The organism is Alicyclobacillus sp. CIJ1, assembly GCF_057538885.1.
Genome location: NZ_BAAJPH010000102.1, coordinates 17548 through 41692 on the forward strand (window position 1 = coordinate 17548; position 24145 = coordinate 41692).

The window sequence follows — 24145 nt, forward strand, 5'->3', positions numbered from 1 at the left end:
GAGGATCGTATGCGGAAAGAATACACAAAAGAAGAAATATTGAAACTGGCCGAAGCGAACGACGTGCGGTACGTGCGCCTGCAGTTTACCGACTTGCTCGGAATTGTGAAGAACGTAGAGATCCCGGTGGATCAACTGCCCAAGGCGCTGGACAACCGCATCATGTTTGACGGATCGTCGATTCAAGGGTTTGTCCGCATTGAGGAGTCGGACATGTATCTGGCGCCGGATCGGTCGACGTGGCTCGTCTTCCCGTGGGAGACGCCGCAGGGAAAGGTGGCGCGGTTGATCTGCGATGTGAACCTTCCGGACGGCACGCCGTTTGCCGGCGATCCGCGGTCGGTGCTCAAACGCGTCTGCGAGAAGGCCAGGGCCATGGGGTTTTCGGCGTTCAACGTCGGCCCGGAACCGGAGTTTTTCCTCTTCAAGCTCGACGAAAATGGAAAACCTACGTTGGATCTGAACGATGAAGGGGGTTACTTCGACTGGGCACCGGTCGATCTCGGCGAAAACTGCCGCCGCGATATCGTGCTCGCCCTGGAGCAAATGGGATTTGAAATTGAGGCCTCGCACCACGAAGTCGCCCCGGGGCAGCACGAGATCGATTTTCGCTACGCGGAAGCGGTGGAGGCGGCGGACAACCTCACGACCTTCCGGCTGGTCGTCAAGACGGTCGCACGGGAGCACGGGCTACACGCCACCTTCATGCCCAAGCCGCTGTACGGCATCAACGGTTCCGGCATGCACACCCACCTGTCGCTGTTCCGGGACGGTCAGAACGCGTTCTACGATCCGGAAGGCGAGATGGGGCTCAGCGAGACAGCGCTCCACTTTGTCGCTGGGCTTTTGGAGCACGCCCGGGCGTTCACGGCCATCTGCAATCCGCTCGTGAACTCCTATAAGCGCCTCGTGCCGGGCTATGAGGCGCCGAGCTACATCGCGTGGAGTGGCAAGAACCGGTCGCCGCTCGTCCGCGTCCCGGCTGCGCGCGGCATGTCGACCAGGGTCGAAGTCCGCAGCCCTGATCCAAGCTGCAACCCGTACCTTGCCATCGCGTCGCTGCTCGCCGCTGGGCTCGACGGCATCGAGCGCGAGTTGGAGCCTCCGCCGCCGGTGAACCGGAACATCTACATGATGACCGAAGCAGAAAAGGAGGAGGCGGGCATTCGAAGCCTGCCGTCCAACCTCAACGAGGCACTGGACGCCTTGATCCGGGACCAGGTGATTATGGAAGCGCTCGGCGATCACGTCCTGCTTCACTTCATCGAAGCGAAGCGCATCGAGTGGAACATGTTCCGCACGCAGGTGACGGAGTGGGAGCGGGAGCAGTACTTCACCATTTACTGATCACGCAAGGGGTGGCCGTCAAGGTCACCCCTTACTGTCCATCCGCACAGGTGGAGGTGCCGTGGAACTTCGCACGACCATCTCCGAATGGAGTACAATCCTCGTCGACGTCTTCCGGACGCCCTCAATCCGCTCCAGCAGAAGTTGTGCGCCAAGCGATCCATAGTTGTACGCCGGTTGAACGGCCGCCGTCGCCATCGAATCGACTGAAGCAAGATCATCGGTGTTGCCAAAGCTGACCACGCTGATGTCCTGGGGGATCGACAGGCCAAGGCCGCGAAGTCTGCGCACGATGTGCGCGTACTGAAACATGTTGCCGAGAAACAGGGCGGTGGGGGCATCCGAACGCAGGACGAGTGCGTCCACGAAGGATGCGTCCATGTCTCTCGTCATGGGCGCCGTGAAGATGAGGCTCTCGTCCACGGGTAATCCCTTATGGAGAAGGGCGTCTCGGTAGCCGTCGAGCCGTTCTCGGCTCGATGCGCTGTGGAGCGGGCCCACCACGGCTGCGATGCGCTCGTGGCCGAGTTCGAGCAAATGCTCCACGAGCCGACGCGAGGTCTCGCGAATGTCTCCTTTGACGAGATCAGCGTCGAGTCCCTCGATCTCACGGTCGATGAGCACAAAGGGCACGTGATGTTCCGTGAGCCGCACTAGGTTTTCGCGCGACGGATCTCCGACGGGCACCACGAGCGCGCCGCGCACCTGATAATCGAGGCACATCTGCACATACTCCTGTTCCTTCTCGAGGTCCTCGTCGGTATTGGCAATGAACACCCGAAAACCGTGTTTGCGCGCCACATCCTCCATGCCGCGCGCGATAAAGGTAAAAAACGGGTTGGTGATGTCCGGCACGATGAGCATCCACGTGTCGTGCGGCGAGGACTGCTGTCCCTTCGGAACGTAGTTGAGTTCCTGCATCGCCGCGAGCACTTTTTGCCTCGTCGAAGGTTTCACATACCCGGAGTTGTTCACGACGCGAGACACCGTCATGATGGACACGCCCGCGCGCTTCGCGACATCCGCCATCGTGGCCATGCTCGTCACCCTTCTCTCTCGTATCTTCCTGATGTGAATGATAACACATTGACAACACCTTTTCGAGCGGCGTATACTGCACTTGAATTGCGAGAGAAATCGCATTCATCGCATCCGCTTTTTGTTTGTCTAGAATGTTAATTTAACAGTTATTCTAACGTTCCGTTGCATGGGGTGAACGGGCGACAAAGGAGGCGGTTCCGCGTGGCGCCCAAGGTTTTGCATCTCTCACCGGTGGACGATGTCATGGTGGCGCTTGAACCGCTCGATGTGGGGGAGGTCGTCGAGACCCCTTTCGGGCAGGTGAGCGCTCGGGCGCCGATTGCTCTGGGCCACAAGCTCGCGGTCAAGCCCGTGAAGCGTGGAGAAGCGGTGCACAAATACGGTTTTCCCATCGGCGTCGCAACGCAGGACATCGAGCCGGGGGAATGGGTACACACACACAATCTGCGCACGGCGCTCTCGGAGCGCGGCTCCTACGTGTACCGACCGAACACTTCTCCGGCACCCGTGCTTGACGACGGCCTCACGTTCATGGGTTATGTCCGGTCGGACGGCCAGGTCGGCGTGCGCAACGAGATCTGGATCCTGAATACGGTCGGGTGTGTGAACAAAGTGGCCGAGCGGTTGGCAACGATGGCCGACGCCAAATGGCGCGGAGGCGGGATCGACGGCGTGTACCACTTCGCGCATCCGTACGGGTGTTCACAACTCGGGGACGATCTCGTCTACACCCAATCCCTACTTGCGGGGCTCGTCCGACACCCCAACGCCGCAGGCGTTCTCGTGATTGGGCTCGGTTGCGAAAACAACCGGATTGAGGCGTTTCGGGAGCGGTTGGATCAAGCGTCGCTGGAGAAGGTGGCGTTCCTTGAACTTCAGCGCACCACGGACGAGTTCGCGGAGGGCATGCGGCGGTTGGAACAACTTGTCGAGCGAGCGCGAGCCTTTGTCCGCCAGCCGGTGCCAGTGGCTCGGCTGAAGTTGGGCCTGAAATGCGGCGGATCCGACGGTCTGTCAGGCGTCACGGCGAATCCACTCGTGGGACAGGTGGCGGATCGCGTCGTCGCTCGCGGCGGCACGGCGCTCCTGACCGAGGTGCCCGAGATGTTTGGGGCGGAGACCGTACTCATGGATCGCGCCGACAGCCCGGAGACGTTCGCCAAAGTCGTGGATCTGATTCAGTCGTGGAAGGACTACTACACGCGCCACGGCCAGCCCGTGTACGAAAACCCCTCCCCAGGAAACAAGGCGGGGGGCATCACCACGCTCGAAGAAAAATCGCTCGGCGCGGTGCAAAAGGGCGGGCGCCTCTCCCGTGTGGTCGATGTCTTGGGCTACGGCCATCCAGCCGTGAAACCGGGGCTCAACCTGGTCTCGGCGCCTGGAAACGACATGGTATCGGTGAGCGCGCTCGCGGCGAGCGGTGCGCAGCTGATTTTGTTCACCACAGGCCGAGGTACACCTTTCGGCGGACCCGTTCCCACGTTAAAGATTGCGAGCAACCACCAGCTTGCGTCGTCGAAACCCGCCTGGATCGACTTCGACGCGGGTCGGATTGTGCTCGGGGAATCGATGGACGATCTCGCGGAGGAATTGCTGCACAAGGTCATCCGCGTGGCGTCGGGAGAAGAACTCGCTCGGAACGAAGTGAACGGGTATCGCGAGATCGCCATCTTCAAGGACGGTGTCACTCTTTGAGCGAAGTGGAGGTTGGTTGAGAATGTATCTGGTGCGAGGTAAGGAAGAAAACGGTTATCACGAGTTGGTGCCGCAACAGAACGCGGCCGGGCTCAAGTGGATTTCGTTTGGTCACCTGCGGCTTGGTCGAGGCGAAGCGCACGAAGCGGAGTTTCAGGGACGAGAGGTGGTTCTCGTTCTCCTGTCGGGCGCCATGCGCGTGTCGGTCGGCCACCATACCTTTGGCCCATACGAGCGGGCAAACGTTTTTGCAGCACCGGCGACGGCGGTGTACGTGCCGGTGGGTCACCCGTTCCGCGTGGAGAACGCGGGCGACGGCGCGCTCGAGGTCGCTGTCTGCCAGGCGGTTGCGGAGGAAGTCCACGAGCCGTTTGTCGTCACGCCCGACGAAGTCCAGGTGAAGACCGTGGGGCAGGCCAACTTCGAACGCAAGGTTCACGATATCGTGGTCCAGCAGGCGGAAGGCCGCGTTCACCGGATCATCGTCGGCGAGACGTTCAATCCGCCAGGCAACTGGTCGAGTTACCCGCCCCATAAACACGACGAGTACATCCCGGGCGTTGAGGCGCTCATGGAGGAAATCTATTTCTATCAGCTCGATCCGCCTCACGGCTTTGGGCTTCAATCCATCTACACCTCGGATGACTCTATCGACGAGACCTACCGCGTTCGACACGGCGACGCGTTCATGATCCCGCGTGGGTATCACCCGGTCTGCGCTGCGGGCGGCTATCAATTGTACTACCTGTGGCTCATGGCGGGCCCCGTGAATCGCGTGATGATTCCGCACGACGATCCGGCTCATGCCTGGATCCGCGAGCGCTCGTGGGGTTGAATGTCGGACATTTCCGTGGGGAGACGAGACGATGCGGTTACACGCAGGCGCATTGGACGGGGAAACTCGCGCGAGCTTCGAGCGCGCGCGAACCATGCCTATCCGGGTCATTCAAATCGGCGAAGGCATTTTTCTGCGAGGCTTCGTCGATTGGCTTGTGCACCGCTTGAATGAGTCCGGTACGTTTCAAGGGCGTATCGCCGTGGTGAACCCTCGGCCGAGCGGCGCTCATCACATTCACCAGTTTCAGGAACAAGATGGCCTGTACACGGTGCTCGTGCGCGGCCTGCAGGACGGCAGGCCCGTGGAAAACGTGGAGCTTGTCACGTCGGTAGCTCGCGCCTTGGATTCGACACGGGAGTGGGCGCAGATCTTGCGATTCGCGCGCGATCCGCTCGTCGAGATCGCCGTGTCGAACACCACCGAATTGGGCGTGCGGTACGAAGCGATGCCGAGACCGACCTCGGATGCTCCGCCTGGGACGTATCCGGCGAAGCTGACGCAGTACCTGCACGAGCGGTATCTCGCGCTTGGCTGGCAAGAAACAGGCCGGATGATCGTCGTCCCGTGCGAGCTCATCGACGACAACGGTCAGCAGTTGCGGTCCATTGTGGAGCGCCATGCGGCGGATTGGCGGCTCGGGGCCGACTTTATGCGCTGGTTGCACGAGCGCGTCGAATTCTGCGACACCCTCGTCGATCGCATCGTGACCCCTTACGCTGGCGATCCACCGCTTCCCTACGAAGACGCGCTGGCGGTGACGGTTGAGCCGTACTACCTGTTTGCCATCCGCGGCAGCGAGCGGCTGAAGGCGCTGTGGCCGTTCGAGGACGTAGGACTTTGCGTCCACTACGCGGACGACATCCGCGACTTTCGGTTGCAGAAGCTTCGTGCCCTGAACGGCACACACACGGCGCTCGCAAACCTGGGTCTCATGGCGGGCCTCGAAACGGTGCTTGGGGTGATGGAGCACCCGACGCTCTCGCGGTTCGTTCACCAGCTCGTGCAGGACGAAATCGTGCCGGCCACCGAGTCCCATGTGACTCGTCCGGAGAGGTTGCGCGATTTCGCGCGTAATGTGCTCGAGCGGTTTCAGAATCCGTATCTGGAGCACAAATTGCGTTCGATTGCCACAAACGCCATCTCGAAGGCAAGAATCCGTCTCGTGCCGACGCTCCTGGACGCGGTGGAGCGGTTCGGAGACGCCAAGAGGCTCACGGCGGCCATCGCGGCGGTGTGCCTGGCGTATCGGCCAGGCATGGAACACGCAACTGAGCCGGATCCGGCTGGGCCCCGGCTTAAGGGGTTGTGGCAAGACGACGTCGAGGCCTCAGCGCGCGCCATTCTTTCGGACACCGAGTTGTGGTCCGCGGACCTGACCCAGGTGCCGGGCGTGCTCGACGGATGGACCCGTTTCGTAGACCTTGCATTGCGAGTGGGGCCAGTCCAGGCGGTGGCGTCTTTGTGACACGCTCATGGCTGAAAGGGGGTGAGACCGGCGTCGGGCGATTCGAGGACGAACCGAAGGCGTCCACTGGCAAAGGACAGGACAAAGGGATTCCGGCAAAGTGCGCACCTAGGAGGTGACTGAATCTTGATGCAGGCAGAATTGGCTCAGGCTGAGTATCGGCCGAATCTGGGCTATGTCGTGACGGTCGTCGTGATTGCATCGCTTGGCGGGCTCCTCTTCGGGTATGACACGGGCGTGATCGCAGGGGCGAACGAGTTTTTGAAGTCGGAGTTTCATATGAGCGCCGCGACCACCGGCCTCGTCTCGAGCAGCATCGATCTCGGCGCCATGCTCGGCGTGCTGATTGCGGGCTTCCTCGGCGACTCGTTTGGGAGGAAGAAAGCGCTGTCGGTCGCGGGCGTGATCTTCATCGCATCGAGCCTGATCTCGGCCTTCGCGCCGAGCGTAGGCGTGTTGGTGGCCGGGCGGTTCATCGGGGGCGTCGGCATCGGGCTGGCATCGCTGTTGTCACCGCTCTACATTGCCGAAATCGCACCACCGCGGATCCGCGGGCGATTAGTCGGGTCGAACCAGTTGGCGATTGTGTCCGGGATTTTTATCGTCTACTTTGTGAACGCGGCCATCGTGAGTTCGCATACCACGGCCTGGAACCAGACGACAGGCTGGCGCTGGATGTTTGCCATGGGCGTCATCCCGGCTGTCATCTTCTTCGCGCTGCTGTTCTTTGTGCCGGAGAGTCCAAGGTATCTGATGAAACGGGGACGCGAAGCGCAAGCCATCTCGATTCTGGAACGCGTGAGCGGTCCCGAGCGCGCGCGGTGGGACGCCGAGGAGATTCGCAAATCGCTCGAAGTTGTGCCGGATTCGTTGTTACAGGAACTGTCGCGCCCGGGCATTCGAAAGGCGCTCGGCATCGGCATTGTGCTCGCGATTTTTCAGCAGTTCACGGGCACCAACGCGGTGGGCTATTACGCCCCGATGATCTTCAAGGCGGCCGGCGCAGGCACCAACGCGTCGTTCTACGACACCGTTTGGATTGGCGCCATCAAGGTCATCTTCGTCATTGTGCTCATGCTCATCGTCGATCGCGTCGGAAGAAAGCGGTTGCTTGTGTGGAACGGGATGCTCATGGCGCTCTTCCTCGTCGTCCTCGGCATCGCCTTTTCGCTGCCGCACATGATCACGTGGCTGGTTCTCGCGCTCGTGTTTGCGCACACGATTGCGTATGAGCTTTCCTGGGGCGGCGGCGTGTGGATTGTGTTGTCCGAGATCTATCCGACCGCTATCCGCGGCCGCGCGATGGCTATCGCATCCTTTGCGCTGTGGTTCGCCACGTATCTCGTGGCACAGTTTTTCCCGATTTTGTTGCAGGCGATTGGCGGGACGTGGACGTTTTGGATCTTCGCGCTCTTCTGCATCGCCATGGCCGTCTTCATGCAGCGGGTCGTGCCGGAGACGAGCAAGAAGACGATGGAGAAGATCCAAAGCGACTGGCTCCAGTCGGAGCGAGGACGCTCTCTGTGACCGCCTGACGTATCTCGATGCCTGGTCTTGTAGAGGTGCTCTGAAGATGCGGCGAAGCAAAAGAGGCTTGCGCCGCATGTTTTTCTTTCTATCGGATCTGCCGAAAGATCCCGATGACCTTGCCCAGGATGGTTACGTTCGGAAAGTACAAGGGAGACATCGCGTCGTTTTCTGGTTGGAGGCGCACACGGCCATCCTCCCGGTAAAACCGCTTGATGGTGGCCTCGTCTTCATCAGTCATGGCCACGACGATGTCGCCGTTATCGGCCGACGTCTGCCGCCGAACAATGGCGAGATCTCCATCCAGAATGCCCGCATTCACCATGCTCTCACCGATCACGCGCAGCGCGAAGACCTCATCGCCTTTCGCCACGTCGCGGGGCAAAGGCAAGTATCCTTCGATGTCTTCCAGCGCCGAGATGGGAAGTCCTGCCGTGACGCGACCGACGATGGGAGCGAGCACGACATCCCCCGGTTCCTCGTCGTCCACAAGGAGTTCCAGAGCTCTCGGTTTGGTCGGATCTCGACGCAGATAACCCTTCTGCTGCAGTCGTTCGAGATGCCCGTGAACCGTCGAGCTGGACGCCAACCCGACCGCTTCCCCAATCTCTCGCACCGATGGCGGGTATCCTTTTTCGCGGATGTTTTTTCGGATAAACTCGAGAATTGCGCGTTGACGAGCCGTGAGACCGCTCACCGTTCCCACTCCCTTCGCACCCATTCTACCACGTCGCGCGGGAAGGTGCAAACACGTGTTCGGATAGGGGGATCTCAGATGAGCCCAAGTTCGGCCAAAGCGTCCGCTACGCCGCCCTCGTCGGCGCTTGACGTGACGCGTTTGGCCGCGCGCTTGACCTCGTCATTCGCGTTGCCCATGGCGAAGGAGTACCCCATGGTGCGGAACATGCCGATGTCGTTCCCGCCGTCTCCGATGTGCACGGCGTCCTCAGGTGCGATGCCCAGATACGAGAGGAGGTGCATCGCGCCGATGGACTTGTCGGACTTGCGTCGCTGGAAGTCGACGGCCTGTTCATGCCAGCGGTATACGTAGCATTCGGGGAACTCGCGCTCGAACACGTCGTCCCACTCGGCGGTCATGAATGCGTTCAGCTGAAAGACGCCGATCTCGTCCAGCCGATCGGCCATCCTCGGCTCGCAGGCGATGGGCGGGAAGTCGTAGGACGCGAGGACTGGAAGATATTGCGGTGGAATAGGCCGCAGGCTGAAGGCGTGATCGTGCGTGTGAATGATGGTCTGAATGCCGCGGCGCTCCGCCGCTTGTAGGATGCCGCGAACCACTTCGCGCGAGAAAGGCAGAGCAAAGATTTCTCGATCTCCGGCCTTTACCAAACCGCCGTTAAAATAGATGCCGTATGGGATCCCGAGCGAGGCCTGCACGTGCTGCGCATGAATGACGCTCCGACCCGTGCACACGGCGACCGGAATGTGGTTTTCAATGAGTTTGGCGACCGCCGCGGCGCTTTTGGGCACGATCCGGCCGTTTACAAACAGCGTGCCATCGATGTCGAGAAACACCATTTTGACGCGTTGCTTGGTTTTCACGAACTCTCCCCCCATGCTGCGACCGCTCGCGCCGGTATGAGACCAGTCGGAGTTTCATTATACACAACACCCTGCCAAAATAGGCACAGCGGACGCGCTCCGTTGCGCATACGCGCCGGCCTCGGCTATCATAGCCATATTGAGGACGAGCAGGAGGAACAGTCGATGCAGGTCACAATGGACACGTTGGTGTCGCTCGCAAAGCGGCGAGGCTTTATTTTCCCTGGTTCCGAGATTTACGGCGGATTGGCCAACACGTGGGATTATGGGCCGCTCGGCGCCCAGGTCAAACACAATTTGAAGCGCGCCTGGTGGCGGTTTTTCATCGAGCAAAATCCGTTGAATGTCGGTCTGGATTCGGCCATCCTCATGAATAAGCAGGTGTGGGTGGCGTCTGGACACGTGGCAAACTTCCACGACCCGATGGTGGACTGCCGTCAGTGCAAGGCACGCTTCCGGGCGGATAAACTCATTGAAGAGGCTGCAGAGGCGCAGGGGAAGTCGTTGGTGGTGGACGGCCTGCCGTTTGCCGAAATGGAGCGTCTGATTGAGGAACTTCAAATCGCTTGCCCTAACTGCGGAGCTCGCGATTTTACGAACGTCCGGCAGTTCAACATGATGTTCCGCACGTTTCAAGGCGTGACCGAAGACGCGGCCAACGAGGTTTATCTCCGCCCCGAGACCGCGCAAGGCATTTTTGTGAACTTTAAAAACGTCCAACGCACCATGCGCAAGAAACTGCCGTTTGGCATCGGCCAGTTTGGCAAAAGCTTCCGAAACGAAATTACGCCCGGGAACTTCATCTTCCGCACGCGCGAATTCGAACAGATGGAGCTCGAGTTCTTCTGCGCGCCAGGCGAAGACGAAAAATGGTTTGCGTATTGGCGGCAGACATGTATGGACTGGTTGCTCTCACTCGGGATCAAGGCGGAACATCTGCGGTTTCGCGATCACGCGAAGGAGCAACTGTCCCACTACAGCAAGGCGACGACGGACATCGAGTACCATTTTCCGTTCGGCTGGGGCGAGCTTTTGGGTGTCGCGAATCGCACCGATTACGACCTCAAGGCACACCAGGAGCACTCCGGGGAGAACATGATGGTGCAGGAGGAAGGCCGAGAGCCCTTCATTCCCTATTGCATCGAGCCTTCGATCGGCGCTGATCGCCTGTTTCTCGCGGTCTTCGCGGACGCCTACGACGAGGAAGAAGTGGCGGAAGGCGACACGCGCGTCGTTCTCCGGCTGCACCCGAAGCTCGCGCCTTACCAGGTCGCGGTGTTGCCTCTGTCGAAGAAGCTGAACGAACCGGCGCACCGTCTGTACCTGGACCTGATTCAGGTGTATAGTGCCGATTACGATGAGACGGGGTCTATTGGGAAGCGATATCGCAGGCAGGACGAGATCGGCACGCCCTTCTGCGTGACGTATGATTTCGAGTCGGAATCGGACGGACAGGTGACCATCCGGATGCGCGATTCGATGGAACAGGTCAGAATCCCCATGGAAGGCGTGCGCGCATGGCTGGATGAACAATTGCGGTCGTCGGGCGCGACGTGGTGAAGGCATGAAGCCGGCAGGATGGAGTCATGCTAAGCCGGGGGTGGGCCAGATGTCAGGTGAACACACGCAACATCACAACGACGACTTCACGTTCGTGGGAGCCCTTAGCCACAACCACGAGGTGGAGGCGTTTGTGGAGCGGCGCAACCAGATGTTGAGTTCGCGACTGGATGCGGTGGTTCCCTGGAAAGCATATCACCGGGCGAATGTGCCTCACGGCAAGAGGCAGTCGAACGGGTGACAGGCAACCCACGCCCTGGGCGGTCCGCTTCGGCGGATCGCCTTTTTTCAGCTGGCATGCCGTGCACGCTCGGGCATGTGGTACAATGTCGAAAATCTCGTAAACCTTTCACTTCTGGCGTGAACGAGAGGAAGAATCCGCAATGAGTGATGCAGTGTGGCGCCAGTGGCGTCGACCGCCCCGAGACGTCGAGGGCTCGCTTGGCGTTTTCGTCATCTTCGATGGCGCGATGTCCACCTATCTACACCAACTGGGCGTTCCCATCGGCACGCCGGTGGAGCAATTGAATCTGACTTCGCCCGATCTCGTCGCGCGTGTGCACCGCCGTTACGTCGAATCGGGTTGCACCGTCCTGCAGACCAACACGTTCATGGGCAATCGAGTCGCGTTGGAGCGCCACGGTCTCTCCGTGGACGTGGCAAGCCTCAACCGAAGGGGCGTCGAAATCGCGCGATCCGCCGCTCGCGGTGAGGCGAGCGTGTACGGCACGATGGGGCCTGCCATGGGCGGTTATCGGTACGGCGCGCTATTGCAGGACGACGAGCGCGATTTGCTTGCGCACGTCTACGCAGAACAGGCGGAGGCGCTCGTCAGCGCCGGCATCGACGGCTTGATTTTGGAAACATTCCCGGATCTCGAGGAGGCGCTCGTTGCGATTGCGGCCGTGCGCCCCCTCTTAGGGGACCTCCCGCTGGTGGTGAACCTATCACCCGAGGAAATTGGGGTGACGCGCGACGGGGTTCCGCTCGCGGAGGCATTCCGGCGCATTAGGGCGGCGGGCGCCGACGTGGTGGGACTGAACTGTCGCCTCGGACCCTACGGGATCTTGCGCTCCTACGAGCAGGCGGGCCTGTCAGCCGAGGGGCCCTATGCGGCTGTTCCAAACGCTGGGATTCTGCAGCGGTCGGAGGCGGACGAGATCGCGTACACTGGAGACACAGAGGACTTTTCGCGCCTTATGCTGCGCATTGCGCAACTTGGGGTCCGATGGCTCGGCGGTTGTTGTGGAACGACGCCGGAATATATTCGGAGCCTTCGCGATGCCCTGATGCGCGCGGACCGCAAACCACACGGGGCCACCGTTCCGGCGGACACCCGCGGGCCGAGCGGACCGTCCAGAGTGACCCTAGGATCCGGGGGCTATCACGAAGGCGTGAGTGTTGTCGAGATTGCACGTGAAAAAAAGGCCATCGTCGTCGAATTGGATCCACCGAAGCACCTGTCCATTGCTCGCTTTTTAGACGGGGCCGAAGCGCTCGCGCGCGCAGGTGCCGATCTCATCACCATGGCGGACAATTCGCTGGGCTCGGTTCGCGTCTCCAACATGGCACTGGCGAGCCTCCTCAAACAGCGCGGAATTGAGCCGTTGGTCCACGTGACATGCCGAGATCGCAACCTCATTGGGCAGCAGTCCCACCTGATGGGACTCGCCGTCCTTGGCATCCGCAACGTGTTGCTTGTGACGGGGGATCCGTCCCGGTATGGAGAGCTGCCGGGGGCCACGAGCGTGTACGACGTGTCGTCGATGGACTTGACCAAAATGGTCCGCAGGCTGAACGAGGGCATCGGTTTCTCCGGTCAACCGCTCAAACAGCCGTCTCGATTTGTCATCGGCACGGCGTTCAACCCGCACGTCCACAACTTCCGAAAGGCCGTGGAACGCCTGCAGCGAAAGGTGGAGGCGGGCGCGGATTTTGTGATGACGCAGCCCGTGTTCGATCCCGACTTGATGGCGGCCATTGCCGAGGCGACGCGAGACCTGGGCGTCCCGGTCTTCGTGGGCATCATGCCGTTGACAAGCGCTCGAAATGCGGAATTTCTTCATCATCAGGTGCCAGGCATTCGCCTGTCCGAACAGGCGCTGCGCCGCATGCAGGAGGCCGCGCCTGAGGAGGCACCCGCAGTCGGCGAGGCCATCGCTCGAGAATTGGTCGAGGTGGCCATACGACTCTTCCCGGGCCTTTATCTGGTGACTCCTTTTCTTCGTTACGAGATGACCGTTCGGCTCACCGAATACGCTCGACGCCTGGAGGCAACGCTTGTCTCCCGCCCGCATGGGCATGCGTGACGCGCGCCTCCCGAAAGCGACGAATGTCTCCTGTACGCGATTGCGGCAAACGGTAAGCCGCGATATGGTGACGGAGGACGCGTTTTGTGGAGGGAGGGCGCGTATGCGTCGGACGTGGACGCTCATGTTAGCGGGATGGATCGCCATGTTGACGGTGGGTTGCGGCGTCATGGGACGATCCCAGGCGAGCGGGGAAGTGGCAAAGACCTCTGGACGAGATCGCCCACATCCCTTGGTGTTTCAGAATCTCACGGGAGCCATGAACCAGGGCCAGGATCCGCGGTGGGATCCTCGGCCTGCGTCCGTAGGCTTGTACGGCGCGGTGTCGGTCTGGACAGTGAGCGGACGACAGGAAGTGCTCACGCCGGAGCGCGAGCCCCTTCTCTTCGCGGCGTACTGGTGTCCGCATTGCCAGCGCACGCTGCAATTGTTGACGGCCATCCGACATCGCCTCAAGCACATGCCGGTGATTGTCAACGTCGGGTATCCGGCCGGCACGTCGCTCCAGACCGCAATCCGGATTGCCCGCGAAGAGGATGCGGCACTGCATCTGGCCCCGTTCGAACAAGTGTTTATCCTCACCCCGTCGGCAGGGGACCGGTACGCGCCGCTCGGGTATCCTACCCTCGTCTTTCGCCAGGGGAGTGCGCTTTGGTCGCTCTATGGCGAGCACCGGGCCGAGATATGGGAAAAGGCTCTGTCCTAAACGCGTTAAAACGCGTACAATCACAGCATAAGCCCCACCCAAGGCGGTGAGGCAGGTCGGATCGCAGGGTGACGATGCAGATGGACGCGGGATCGCTCAGTGCGCTCTTCCAACATACGCGGACTTGGGGTCGTGCGCAGCGCGGATTGGAACTGTTTCGGTTTGCCGCTGACGCGCTGAGCCAGTTGGCGGCAGTCAACGGGGGACTCTTCATCTACCGAAAGCGGGGCGTCGAGACAGGAGGAGGTGAGCCGCAGCCGCCGGCCGTCTACCACACGTTTGGCGTGTTCGCCGCCGGTCCCGTTGCGCCCTGCCTGGAGGACCTTATGCGCTCGGATCTCACCCTCGGCGTCCCGACGGGACGATGGCTGTTGGTCGAGGACATCCCGCACGACGAACTGCGCGCGTGGCTAGCGTCCTTGTCCGTGTTAGAGTTTGGCGTATGGCCCCTCTATTCGCGAGAGGAAGTGCGTGGTGCGATGGTTGCGGTTCGCACGGAGCCCGTCGTCCACATCACTTGGGAGACGAGTCATGCGCTCATGGAAGCTTGCTCAGCTCAGGTCTCGTTGGCGCTCGACATGATCATGGCGCTCCGAGTCGCCGAACACGCGAGCCAGCGCGATCTTCTTACGGGCGCTTGGAATCGGCTCGGCATTGAACGGAGGTGGCCACACGTCCTCGAGGTGGCTCGGGAGGACCGCGCGCGTCACGCGATTGTCGGCATCGTGGACATCGACCACTTCAAGCATATCAATGACACGTACGGGCATCCGGTCGGAGACCGCGTGCTGCGCCTCGTGGCACAGACGCTCAAGGAGGAGGCGCGGCCCGATGAGCTCGTGGGCCGTATCGGTGGCGACGAATTCCTCGTCATTGCATGGTCGGATTCGCCGGATTGGCGGCCCAGAATGTTTGCTTTGCAGCGGGCCGTTCGGGAACGCTCGAGCGGCACGTGCGCGGTGTCCGTGGGAGGGAGCGTGCTCGGCGTGGATGGCGACAGCTTCGAAGCCTGTTACTCGGCCGCGGACGAACGCCTGTACGAGAACAAACGCTGGAGAAAGCAACACGGAGAAAGCCCCGTTTCGTGAACCCTCATCGCTCTTCTTCGCGCTGATCTCCTGACAAGCGGAATGAAGCCGATGCACGCCGCATACAACTGAACAGAGGTTTGGGTCCAGCTGGGAGGATCGGCGCATGTTCTCGCTTCGTCGCCGCAAAAAGGAAACCGAGATCCTCGAACAGTTGGCGCGCGTTCTGTCGCTGCTAGAAGAGCGGCTGGATGCGCCGGCGGATCGCCGGATCGACATCGCGGTCGAGCGCGTGCAGGTGGACCACGTCGATCTCAAGGAGCTCGTCTTTCGACTGGATCGGCTGGATGTCAACGAATTGAGCGGCACGCTGACCCTCGGCAACCATATCCGGCTGGACACCAGCCGAACTCCCGAGCCATCGTCCGAAACGTCTGAACTCGAAGCGACGTCAAGGGGGTACCGCATATCGTGGAACGAGGAACGACAGGCGCCGAACTCTCCGTGACGCGCGATCTTCATCCTCTCGTACGGGTCCTGTCTCCGACGTTCGTCATCGGCCAAATCACCGTTCACCAAGTGGCAGGTGCCTCCGTGATGAGCTTGGGGAACACGTGGGCGTCCGACTTTCGTCACCAAGCGCACGTGCAACAGGGGTTCGGCAACGTGTACGGAAGTCGTTCCATCGTCGCCAACAATCAGTGGTCACCATCCGCTGGGACCTCTGCGCGCGAGGATCGACCTTCGCCGTGGCCGGAGCGTTGGCTGCGCGCCTGACGCGCGGGTGTTCCGCGTTGGAGGCTGAATCATGAACCAGAAATCCAATCATCCGTTCGAGTTTCTCAATCAGCTGCAGGAACTCGGCGACGTGCGGAAGTGGCTCGGCCCCGACTTCCTGAAAAACATGCCGATGCCGAATTTTCAAGGCGTCCCTTTCTTTCAGGACGAATCGACCGCGGCGCCCTTTCCGCCCATCGACTTGTACAACCGGAGCAGTGAGATCGTGGCGGTCATCGCGCTCCCCGGGCTCAAATCCCAGGGAGACGTCGCACTCACCGTGCGCCCGCGCTTGCTGCGGGTGCGAGGTCAGCTGTCGTCGTACTTCGCCGGTGCGCACGATCACGTCCTCTCATCCGAACTGTTCCGCGGCGCGTTCGACAGGGAGATCGATTTGCCGGAGCGAGTGAATCCGGATGGCGTGAAGGCCGTCTACCGCAGCGGGTTGCTCATCGTGTACATGGCGAAGGATCTCACGCGCGAGACGCCCGGCAACACCGTCGCCATCGAGTTTGCACCCGAAGAAGGCTGAAGGGAGGGGGCTCATTGCGCGCATGGCCAATGCACCTTCACGTGGGCACCATCGAGCGCTCGTCAGCGCTCCTCGTGGGCGGCTGTAACGTCGTCTATGGGCTCAGTTCGCACGAGAAGTCCAACGTAGGCTTTGGCGCGGTCGGCTCCCAATCGTGGGTCGCGCAGAATCGCGTGCTACTCTACGATCCCGACGGGATCGACATGCCGGTCGACGATCGCGACATGCACGTCCTGCAGACGCGCCAGCAGGCGCCCATCGATACGCGAATCGCATTTCAGAGCCTTGGCGTGAATTCCATGCAGCAAAATGCAGGCCTCTTCGTCGGGGATGCGCAGATCACAGGCTGGGATCAGCATCAGAAGTCCAACAAGGCCTCGGGCGATATCGGCGGCGATCACAACGTCGAGATCGCGGGGCTCCACGTGAATTACGACGCGGACGGGATGGACGGCGTCTTCCTGGATAGTGATCACAAAGCGGGCACCTTCGTGCGCCAGGGATAGCGCAGCGAGGTGCCCGCTGTTCGCGAACCTCAGGCTCTTGCGGCGGCCATTTTTTCGCGCAGTTTCTCGGTCAACTTCGGGACGATCTCGAACAGATCGCCCACGACACCGTAATCAGCGATCTCGAAGATGGGCGCTTCGGCGTCCTTGTTAATGGCGATGATGAGCTTCGACTGGCTCATCCCCGCGAGGTGCTGAATCGCGCCGCTGATGCCACATGCAATGTAGACGTCCGGCGTCACGACCTTGCCCGTCTGCCCAATTTGCAGGCTGTAGTCGCAGTACCCAGCGTCGCAGGCCGCGCGCGACGCGCCCACCGCAGCGTCCAAGACCTCCGCGAGCTCGTAGAGCGGCTTGAAGCCCTCTGCGCTCTTGACACCGCGGCCACCGGAAACCACCACGCGCGCCTCGGTGAGATCCCGGCCAGTGCTCGCCTTCTTCTGGACGTTCACCACCCGGGTTTTGACGTCGGCCGGTTCGTCAAACGCGCGCACGTCGACTTCCGCGGATCCGCCTTGTTCGGCGTCTGCGGGGAGGTTATTCGGGCGGACCGTCACCACATAGGGCGTCGACAAGACCCGCTTCGTCTCGAACGCCTTGCCCGCGTAGATCGGCCGCTTGAACAAGACGTCGCCGCCCTGCACATCGAGGCTCACCACGTCAGAGACCTGTGGTGCATCCAGTGCAGCCGAGATCTTCGGCGCCAGGTCGCGGCCGCCGGCCGTGTGTCCAAGCACCACCACGTCGGGCTGCACTTCGTCCAGGACAGGGCGCAGGGCGAGGTAATAGTGTTCCGAGTCATAGTTGGCCAGGGAATCGCCTTCAATGGCAATGACCTTGTCCTGAGGGTGCTGCGCGAGTTCGGCCGCTGCATCCTTCACCTGGCTCCCGATCACGACCGACACAATCGAACCGCCATCCGCAATCGCGCGCGCGGCCCCAAGCGCCTCCAGGGCGACCTGACGCAGTTTTCCGTCCCGCTGTTCCGCAATGACCAAAACTTTCTTCGGCATCGTTTCCTACCTCCCGTTGTTGTGTCACTCACCGCATGACTTCACCGAAGCGCCTTGACGAGAATCTCGGCCAATTGCTCCGCCTGCTCGTCCGGGGTGCCGGTGATCTTCTGACCGGCCTGGCGCTTCGGCGGCAGGGTCACCTCGACGCGCTCCACTTTTGGGGCCACGTCGTCGCTCGACAGGCCGAGATCCGACAGCGTGAGGGTGGTAAGCGGTTTCTTCTTGGCCTTCATAATGTTGGGAAGCGATGGATAGCGCGGCTCGTTCAGTCCCTGTTGGGCCGTGAACAGAGCCGGAAGCGTCGCGGTCACAGTCTGGACATCGCCGTCAATCTCCCGCACGCCAGTCGCTTGATTGCCCTCGATGGTCAGCTTCGTGACCGCAGCGATGTGGGGGAGACCGAGTTGATGTGCGACGCGGATGGCCACCTGACCGGCTCCGTTGTCGACGGAGAAGTTGCCTGCGAGCAGGACATCAAACGACTTGTCCTTCAAATAGGCGACAATGGCTTTCGCAATCGCGCGCTCATCTGTCAGTTCTGGCGCTTCAATCAGGACGGCTTCGTCCGCCCCCATGGCGAGTGCCGTGCGCAAAGCCTGCGTCGTGTTTTCATTGCCCACGCTGACCACGGTCACCGTGGCGCCTTGATTTTCTTTCAACTGGATGGCTTCTTCAACAGCGTACTCGTCGTAGGGGTTGATGATCCACTTGACGCCATCCTCGGCAATCTTGCCATCCACGAGTCGGATGCGCTCTTCCGTGTCGAATGTCTGCTTCATGAGTACCACGACATGCATGATGCAAAACCTCCTACCAAAATGATGGGTGGTGTCTTGGGCCCCGAGCCACTAGGCGCGGAGACCTCGGAGAAAGAAGTCGACGGTTTTGTCGACTTGGGCCGACAGGGAATACCGCCTGCCCGAGATCAGCCAAGACGATACGACTTCGTCCATGGCGCCAAAGATCAACAACCGCGTGAGCTTCACGTCCAAGTCGCGGCGGAAGATCCCTTGTTCGATTCCGCGCACCAGCACGTCTTCAATCAGCTGAATATAAGGCTTGAGCGCTTTGCTGATCTCGCTGTGCAATTCGCGCGAACTTTGGCGGAGCTCGAGCTGCGTGACCTTGGCCAGTTGAACATCCTTCTCGAGTTCGGTGAAGTGAAGCTCGCAGATCTTGCGAATCGCTTCATCCGCGCGATCATCTTCGTGCACATGCTCATGAAACTTGCGCACGAGGCTGCCGAGCTTCTCCCGAAACAAAGAGATCAAGATGTCCTCCTTGTTTTTAAAGTACAGATAAATGGTCCCGTCCGCTACGCCCGCCTCGCGGGCAATTTTGGACACCTGCGAATTGAAGAAACCGTGTTCCGCAAACACTTTCAGCGCCGCTTTGAGGATTGCCTCGTACTTTTCTCTCCTTTTCTCCGCCAATCCACTTGTCATGAATTCACCTCGGTGTTAATATCGAGTCAAGCAATGAATGAACGCTCATTCATTTTCGTACCCCCATAGTAAATGGCGTGGGCGAGAATGTCAACGATGCAATCGCTTTTTTTACTCATGAGTTGTAAGCGGTTGCGGATGTGCCTCATCGAGACGCTGGCATGCTGAGGCCTGATGAGCGAAGCAGACCAACGAAGAAGCAGAAGGGAAGTGAACTGACGTGTTGCTTGCCATCAATGATATCGCCTTCGTGGCAGCGGTTGCGTATGCGCTTTATCTGTTTGGCACCGTCGTCTATCGGCGATATCGGTATGTCATGTTGGGAAAACCAGTTCCCTTGGACTGGCGTCCGGAATTCGGCGAGTTCATGGCGCAGGTGTTTGGACAGAAAAAGTTGTTCAAGGACAAGAAGAGCGGCGCGATGCACTTTGTTATGTTCTACGGCTTCATCGTACTCCAATTTGGCGCGCTCGACATCATCGTGAAAGGACTCACGCTTGGGCGGCACATTCCTTATCCCGCGTACGAGACGTTCTCGTTCACGCAGGAGTGGGTGGCCATCCTCGTCCTCGCCGCGACAGCATACGCCGCCTACAGAAGGTACGGTGAGCGTGTCAAGCGGCTGAAGCGCGGATTCAAGCCGAGCATCGTCCTCATCCTCATCTCGAGCTTGATGATCTGCGTTCTCATGGATCTGTCGTTCGAACGCGTTTGGCAACAAGAGCCGAGCGCCTGGTGGGCGCCCATCTCGTCGCTCATCGCGTCGGCCCTGTGGGGTGTCGGCCCGAAGGGTGGAGAAATTGGATTCTATATCTTTTGGTGGCTGCACCTGCTTGTACTGCTGACGTTCCTCGTGTACGTGCCGCAGTCGAAGCACTTTCACCTCATGGTGGCGCCCATCAACATCTGGCTGCATCGCAAGGGAGCACCTGGCAGGCTCCGTCCTCTGAACCTCGAGGATGAAAACGCGGAGTCGTTCGGAGTCGGCAAAGTGGAGGACTTCGAGCGCAAGCAGATGATCGACTTCTTTGCCTGCGTGGAGTGCGGGCGGTGTACCAATTCGTGCCCCGCTTCCAACACGGGCAAGCCGCTCTCGCCGATGCACCTGATTGTCAAGATGCGCGATCACCTCATCGAGAAAGGGATGGCGCAGACCGGCCTGAACGCCTTCGAGCCCAGTTTCCTCTTGCCCAAGCGAGAGGGCATGGCACACAAGATGGCGTCCGGCGGTGAAAATATCTCCTTTCCTGACGGCGTCGTCACGGACATCGAGCCTACCTTCCACTGGCAGCAGGAAGAGTGGCGGCTCACGCAGGCCGATCCAACGGAACTGTCGCTCATCGGCGACGTGATCACGGAAGAGGAGATTTGGGCCTGCACGACCTGCCGCAACTGCGAGGATCAGTGCCCGGTCGGCAACGAGCACGTCGACAAGATCATCGATCTGCGGCGTTACCTCGTCTTGATGGAGGGCAGCATGCCCAAGGAAGCCCAGCGCGCGATGCAGAACATCGAACGCCAGGGCAACCCGTGGGGATTGAGCCGCAAGGATCGGGCTCAATGGATGGAGGGCCTCGACGTTCCGGTCCCGACAGTTCATGAGAACCCAGATTTCGAATATCTGTTCTTCGTGGGTTCCATGGGTTCGTACGACCGCCGGGCGCGCAAAGTGACCCATGCCGTGGTGCGGTTGCTGCACGAGGCGGGCGTGAACTTCGCAGTGCTCGGCAATGAGGAGAATGGTTCGGGTGATACGCCGCGTCGCCTTGGCAACGAGATGCTGTTCCAGCAGCTTGCCATGGAGAACATCGCGACGTTTCAACAATATGGGGTGCGCAAGATTGTGACCGCGTGCCCGCACACGTTCAACACGCTGAAAAACGAGTACCCGGATTTCGGGCTCGAAGGTGTGGAGGTGTATCACCACACGCAATTGCTCGCCCAACTGGTTCGCGAGGGCAAGCTCCGCCCGACGCATCCGCTGAACGAGCGGATCGTCTACCACGACGCCTGCTACCTGGGCCGCTACAACGGCGTGTTCGACGCGCCGCGCGATATCCTGAAGGCCATCCCCGGGGTGGAACTCGTGGAGATGGAGCGGAATCGCGAAAACGCGATGTGCTGCGGCGCAGGCGGTGGGCGGATGTGGATTGAGGAGACCCGCGGCAAGCGGATCAATCTCGCGCGGACCCAGCAGGCGCTTGCGACGAATCCGACCGTCATTGGCAGCGCGTGTCCGTACTGCCTGACCATGATGGAGGACGGGACGAAGCTGACCGAGACGGACGATCGCGTCAAGGCGCGCGACGTGGCCGAGCTGCTCGCCGCGTCGGTCTTCGGAGAAGACCTTCGCCAACCGACCGAAGATGAGGAGGTTCAAGCCGGATGAGACAAATTCGCCGAGCTGCCGTCATTGGGTCCGGCGTGATGGGGGCGCAAATCGCCGCTCATCTCGCCAACGTAGGCATTCCGAGCCTGCTGTTGGACCTCGTTCCACAGGAGTTGACGCCGGAAGAACAAAAGAAGGGTCTGTCGCTCGATCATCCCGCGGTGCGCAATCGCTTAGCGACGGAGGCCATTCGCAGGCTGCACAAGCTCAGCCCGGCGCCCTTGTTCCGCGCCGACTACGCCAAACTGATTACACCCGGAAACCTGGAGGACGACCTGCATCGGATCGCCGAGGTCGATTGGGTGATTGAGGTCATCGTGGAGAGCCTCGAGCCTAAGCGCCAACTGCTCGAGCGTATCGAGCGGTATTGGCACGAGGGCTTGATTGTGAGCACCAACACGTCGGGTATCTCCATCAACGCGATGGTCGAGGGCCGAAGCGAGGCGTTCCGCCGACACTTCCTCGGCACGCACTTCTTCAATCCTCCGCGTTACATGAAGCTGTTGGAGATCATTCCTGGCCGGGATACGGATCCCGCCATCGTGGAGTTCATGCGCGACTTTGGAACGGAGCGTCTCGGCAAAGGCGTGGTGTTGGCGAAAGACACGCCGAACTTCATCGCCAATCGCATCGGCACCTACGGCCTCTTGGTGACCATGGAGGAGATGCAAAAGGGCGGCTTCACCGTTGAGGAGGTCGACGCCATCACCGGTCCGGCCCTCGGGCGCCCGAAGAGCGCGACCTTCCGCACGCTGGATCTCGTCGGGATCGACACGTTTGTCCACGTGGCCAACAACGTGCGTCAGAACGTGACCGATCCACAGGAACAGCGGGCGTTTGAGGTGCCAGAGGCCATCCAGAAGCTCGTCGAGCGCGGGTGGCTCGGCGAGAAAAGCGGACAAGGCTTTTACAAGCGCGTGAAGCAAAACGGCCAGCGCCAGATCCTCGTGCTCGATCTCGACACGTTCGAGTACCGCGAGCAAAAGAAGATCGCTTCGTCGGCGCTCGAGGCCTCGAAGCAGGCCAAAGGGGCGGCCGGAAAGGCGAAGGCGCTCCTCCAGGGCGGCGATCGGTACGCAGAACTCGCGTGGAACATCGTCAAGCGCGTGCTTGTGTACTCGGCCGAGAAACTGGGCGAGATCGCGGACACGATTCAGGACATCGACGCCGCCATGCGCTGGGGGTTCAACTGGGATCTCGGGCCGTTTGAACTCTGGGACGCGCTCGGACTGGTGGAGACGGCCGAGCGGATGCGCGCGGAAGGACTCAGGCTGCCCTCATGGGTGGAGGACTGGATTGCTGCGGGGCATCGCGCCTTTTACGAAGAGAAAGACGGCAAGCTGACCATGCCGGTGAACGGCAAGCCTGAGCCTGTTCGGGTGCCGGCTGGGGTGATCGATCTCGCCGCGCTGAAGAAGGCGGGCAAGGTCATCGCGCAGAACTCGGGCGCGAGCCTCATCGACCTGGGCGACGGCGTCGCGTGCCTGGAGTTCCATTCGCAGAACAACGCGATTGGCCCCGACATTCTGACGATGATCGAAAAGAGCGTGGCCATCGCGGAGAAAGACTTCGCGGGCCTGGTCATCGCGAACCAGGGCAAGAACTTCTGTGTCGGCGCGAACCTCGTGCTCATCCTGATGGCGGCGCAGGAAGGCGACTGGGACGAAATCGACTTGTCCATCCGCCAATTCCATCGCGCCATGCTCGCGCTTCGCTATAGCCAGGTGCCAGTGGTGGCGGCGCCGCATCGGATGACGCTCGGAGGCGGGGTCGAAGTGTGCCTCGCGTCGTCAAGAGTGCTGCCAGCCGCCGAGACGTATTTCGGACTGGTTGAGGTAGGCGTCGGCGTCATTCCTGGCGGTGGCGGCTGCAAGGAGACGGCTCGCCGCGTGGCGGAATCGGTCGGCCCAGACGACGATCTCGTCCCTGCGCTCGCCCGGATGTTCCAGACGATTGGCACCGCCAAGGTGTCGACGAGCGGTGCAGAGGCACTCGCGATGGGCTGGCTGCGCGAGACGGATCGCATCGTCGTGAACGACGACCTGCGCATTTCGGCCGCAAAGGCGGAGGTCCTACGCATGGCTGAGATCGGCTACACCCCGCCGCCCAAGGCGAAGGACATCCGGGTCGCCGGCCGCGATGGCAAAGCCACGTTGCAGATGGCCGCGCGCAGCATGTGGAACGGCGGCTACATTACGGATTATGACCTCCACATCGCCTACAAGCTCGCGCACGTGCTGGCGGGTGGCGACGTGCCGGCGGGCTCCCTCGTGAGCGAGGACTACCTACTCGATCTCGAGCGCGAGGCGTTCCTCAGCCTGTGCGGAGAGCCGAAGACCATCCAGCGCATGCAGCACATGCTCGCCACCGGAAAGCCGCTTCGCAACTGAAGCGGGCC

At 60.9% G+C, this 24145-nt stretch carries 22 protein-coding genes; 16 read left to right on the forward strand and 6 right to left on the reverse strand.

All coding sequences use genetic code 11. From position 1 onward, the window contains the following. Positions 1–9: 9 nt before the first annotated feature. Positions 10–1347: a type I glutamate--ammonia ligase gene (gene glnA, locus AC27E8_RS06880; protein ID WP_487098754.1), complete on the forward strand. Its 1338-nt coding sequence runs from the start codon at positions 10–12 to the stop codon at positions 1345–1347. Positions 1348–1371: 24 nt separating this feature from the next. On the opposite strand, the gene AC27E8_RS06885 is transcribed toward glnA, so the two are convergent. Continuing rightward, positions 1372–2385 carry a substrate-binding domain-containing protein gene (locus AC27E8_RS06885; RefSeq protein ID WP_487098774.1) on the reverse strand — a complete coding sequence of 338 codons (1014 nt, stop codon included), beginning with the start codon at positions 2383–2385 and terminating at the stop codon, positions 1372–1374. A gap of 204 nt (positions 2386–2589) precedes the next feature. Between AC27E8_RS06885 and AC27E8_RS06890 the strand changes: the two genes are divergently transcribed. The 4 genes from AC27E8_RS06890 to AC27E8_RS06905 all read left to right on the forward strand — a co-directional run bounded on the left by AC27E8_RS06890 (position 2590) and on the right by AC27E8_RS06905 (position 7916). Then, positions 2590–4086 (forward strand): UxaA family hydrolase, encoded by a 1497-nt coding sequence (locus tag AC27E8_RS06890; RefSeq protein WP_487098753.1) that lies wholly within the window; start codon positions 2590–2592, stop codon positions 4084–4086. 22 nt (positions 4087–4108) lie between these two features. Then, positions 4109–4921, forward strand: coding sequence for a 5-deoxy-glucuronate isomerase (gene iolB, locus AC27E8_RS06895; protein WP_487098752.1), 813 nt, complete (start codon positions 4109–4111; stop codon positions 4919–4921). Positions 4922–4952: 31 nt separating this feature from the next. Continuing rightward, the gene (locus tag AC27E8_RS06900) at positions 4953–6389 is read left to right on the forward strand and encodes a tagaturonate reductase (protein WP_487098751.1); all 1437 of its coding nucleotides are present in this window, start codon (positions 4953–4955) and stop codon (positions 6387–6389) included. A 129-nt stretch (positions 6390–6518) separates the two neighbouring features. Beyond that, positions 6519–7916 carry a sugar porter family MFS transporter gene (locus AC27E8_RS06905; protein WP_487098773.1) on the forward strand — a complete coding sequence of 466 codons (1398 nt, stop codon included), beginning with the start codon at positions 6519–6521 and terminating at the stop codon, positions 7914–7916. An 88-nt stretch (positions 7917–8004) separates the two neighbouring features. On the opposite strand, the gene lexA is transcribed toward AC27E8_RS06905, so the two are convergent. Both lexA and AC27E8_RS06915 read right to left on the reverse strand, forming a co-directional pair. Beyond that, a complete protein-coding gene (lexA, locus tag AC27E8_RS06910; protein ID WP_487098750.1) occupies positions 8005–8613 on the reverse strand; it encodes a transcriptional repressor LexA in 609 nt (202 codons plus the stop codon). A gap of 74 nt (positions 8614–8687) precedes the next feature. Continuing rightward, positions 8688–9479: a Cof-type HAD-IIB family hydrolase gene (locus tag AC27E8_RS06915; RefSeq protein ID WP_041695140.1), complete on the reverse strand. Its 792-nt coding sequence runs from the start codon at positions 9477–9479 to the stop codon at positions 8688–8690. Between the two features lie 165 nt (positions 9480–9644). On the opposite strand from AC27E8_RS06915, the gene AC27E8_RS06920 reads away from it, so the two are divergent. From AC27E8_RS06920 to AC27E8_RS06960, 9 genes are all read left to right on the forward strand, one after another. Beyond that, positions 9645–11039, forward strand: coding sequence for a glycine--tRNA ligase (locus AC27E8_RS06920; protein WP_041695141.1), 1395 nt, complete (start codon positions 9645–9647; stop codon positions 11037–11039). Positions 11040–11043: 4 nt separating this feature from the next. Beyond that, entirely contained in the window at positions 11044–11280 is a 237-nt protein-coding gene (locus tag AC27E8_RS06925) for a hypothetical protein (protein ID WP_237700053.1), read from the forward strand. A 142-nt stretch (positions 11281–11422) separates the two neighbouring features. After that, positions 11423–13348 (forward strand): bifunctional homocysteine S-methyltransferase/methylenetetrahydrofolate reductase, encoded by a 1926-nt coding sequence (locus AC27E8_RS06930; RefSeq protein ID WP_487098749.1) that lies wholly within the window; start codon positions 11423–11425, stop codon positions 13346–13348. Positions 13349–13451: 103 nt separating this feature from the next. Beyond that, a complete protein-coding gene (locus AC27E8_RS06935) occupies positions 13452–14054 on the forward strand; it encodes a TlpA family protein disulfide reductase (RefSeq protein ID WP_487098748.1) in 603 nt (200 codons plus the stop codon). Between the two features lie 74 nt (positions 14055–14128). Then, positions 14129–15142 (forward strand): GGDEF domain-containing protein, encoded by a 1014-nt coding sequence (locus AC27E8_RS06940; RefSeq protein ID WP_487098772.1) that lies wholly within the window; start codon positions 14129–14131, stop codon positions 15140–15142. Positions 15143–15248: 106 nt separating this feature from the next. After that, entirely contained in the window at positions 15249–15590 is a 342-nt protein-coding gene (locus AC27E8_RS06945) for a hypothetical protein (protein ID WP_487098747.1), read from the forward strand. After that, positions 15554–15859 carry a hypothetical protein gene (locus AC27E8_RS06950; RefSeq protein ID WP_487098746.1) on the forward strand — a complete coding sequence of 102 codons (306 nt, stop codon included), beginning with the start codon at positions 15554–15556 and terminating at the stop codon, positions 15857–15859. Before AC27E8_RS06945 ends, AC27E8_RS06950 begins: the two co-directional genes overlap by 37 nt. Before the next feature lie 31 nt (positions 15860–15890). Next, the gene (locus tag AC27E8_RS06955) at positions 15891–16391 is read left to right on the forward strand and encodes an Hsp20/alpha crystallin family protein (RefSeq protein ID WP_487098745.1); all 501 of its coding nucleotides are present in this window, start codon (positions 15891–15893) and stop codon (positions 16389–16391) included. Between the two features lie 14 nt (positions 16392–16405). Further along, positions 16406–16897, forward strand: coding sequence for a hypothetical protein (locus AC27E8_RS06960; protein WP_487098744.1), 492 nt, complete (start codon positions 16406–16408; stop codon positions 16895–16897). Positions 16898–16926: 29 nt separating this feature from the next. Here AC27E8_RS06960 and AC27E8_RS06965 read toward each other — a convergent pair whose 3' ends face one another. The 3 genes from AC27E8_RS06965 to fadR are packed head-to-tail and all read right to left on the reverse strand — an operon-like array spanning position 16927 to position 19358. Then, positions 16927–17910, reverse strand: a complete 984-nt coding sequence (locus tag AC27E8_RS06965) for an electron transfer flavoprotein subunit alpha/FixB family protein (protein ID WP_487098743.1) — start codon at positions 17908–17910, stop codon at positions 16927–16929. 41 nt (positions 17911–17951) lie between these two features. Further along, positions 17952–18710, reverse strand: coding sequence for an electron transfer flavoprotein subunit beta/FixA family protein (locus AC27E8_RS06970; RefSeq protein ID WP_014464289.1), 759 nt, complete (start codon positions 18708–18710; stop codon positions 17952–17954). Between the two features lie 51 nt (positions 18711–18761). Then, positions 18762–19358 (reverse strand): fatty acid metabolism transcriptional regulator FadR, encoded by a 597-nt coding sequence (gene fadR, locus AC27E8_RS06975; RefSeq protein ID WP_014464290.1) that lies wholly within the window; start codon positions 19356–19358, stop codon positions 18762–18764. Between the two features lie 220 nt (positions 19359–19578). Between fadR and AC27E8_RS06980 the strand changes: the two genes are divergently transcribed. After that, a complete protein-coding gene (locus tag AC27E8_RS06980; protein ID WP_487098742.1) occupies positions 19579–21747 on the forward strand; it encodes a (Fe-S)-binding protein in 2169 nt (722 codons plus the stop codon). Then, positions 21744–24137 (forward strand): 3-hydroxyacyl-CoA dehydrogenase/enoyl-CoA hydratase family protein, encoded by a 2394-nt coding sequence (locus AC27E8_RS06985; RefSeq protein ID WP_487098741.1) that lies wholly within the window; start codon positions 21744–21746, stop codon positions 24135–24137. The genes AC27E8_RS06980 and AC27E8_RS06985 overlap by 4 nt, the downstream gene beginning before the upstream one ends. Positions 24138–24145 lie beyond the last annotated feature (8 nt).

What these genes read in the sequence shown, in the direction of transcription:
- AC27E8_RS06905 (WP_487098773.1), top strand. Translation starts at nt 6,519, where the DNA reads ATGCAGGCAGAATTGGCTCAGGCTGAGTATCGGCCGAATCTGGGCTAT.
- AC27E8_RS06885 (WP_487098774.1), bottom strand. Translation starts at nt 2,385, where the DNA reads ATGGCCACGATGGCGGATGTCGCGAAGCGCGCGGGCGTGTCCATCATG.
- AC27E8_RS06925 (WP_237700053.1), top strand. Translation starts at nt 11,044, where the DNA reads ATGAAGCCGGCAGGATGGAGTCATGCTAAGCCGGGGGTGGGCCAGATG.
- AC27E8_RS06970 (WP_014464289.1), bottom strand. Translation starts at nt 18,710, where the DNA reads ATGCATGTCGTGGTACTCATGAAGCAGACATTCGACACGGAAGAGCGC.
- AC27E8_RS06955 (WP_487098745.1), top strand. Translation starts at nt 15,891, where the DNA reads ATGAACCAGAAATCCAATCATCCGTTCGAGTTTCTCAATCAGCTGCAG.
- AC27E8_RS06920 (WP_041695141.1), top strand. Translation starts at nt 9,645, where the DNA reads ATGCAGGTCACAATGGACACGTTGGTGTCGCTCGCAAAGCGGCGAGGC.
- fadR (WP_014464290.1), bottom strand. Translation starts at nt 19,358, where the DNA reads ATGACAAGTGGATTGGCGGAGAAAAGGAGAGAAAAGTACGAGGCAATC.
- AC27E8_RS06930 (WP_487098749.1), top strand. Translation starts at nt 11,423, where the DNA reads ATGAGTGATGCAGTGTGGCGCCAGTGGCGTCGACCGCCCCGAGACGTC.
- AC27E8_RS06900 (WP_487098751.1), top strand. Translation starts at nt 4,953, where the DNA reads ATGCGGTTACACGCAGGCGCATTGGACGGGGAAACTCGCGCGAGCTTC.
- AC27E8_RS06965 (WP_487098743.1), bottom strand. Translation starts at nt 17,910, where the DNA reads ATGCCGAAGAAAGTTTTGGTCATTGCGGAACAGCGGGACGGAAAACTG.
- iolB (WP_487098752.1), top strand. Translation starts at nt 4,109, where the DNA reads ATGTATCTGGTGCGAGGTAAGGAAGAAAACGGTTATCACGAGTTGGTG.
- AC27E8_RS06985 (WP_487098741.1), top strand. Translation starts at nt 21,744, where the DNA reads ATGAGACAAATTCGCCGAGCTGCCGTCATTGGGTCCGGCGTGATGGGG.
- AC27E8_RS06935 (WP_487098748.1), top strand. Translation starts at nt 13,452, where the DNA reads ATGCGTCGGACGTGGACGCTCATGTTAGCGGGATGGATCGCCATGTTG.
- AC27E8_RS06940 (WP_487098772.1), top strand. Translation starts at nt 14,129, where the DNA reads ATGCAGATGGACGCGGGATCGCTCAGTGCGCTCTTCCAACATACGCGG.
- AC27E8_RS06945 (WP_487098747.1), top strand. Translation starts at nt 15,249, where the DNA reads ATGTTCTCGCTTCGTCGCCGCAAAAAGGAAACCGAGATCCTCGAACAG.
- glnA (WP_487098754.1), top strand. Translation starts at nt 10, where the DNA reads ATGCGGAAAGAATACACAAAAGAAGAAATATTGAAACTGGCCGAAGCG.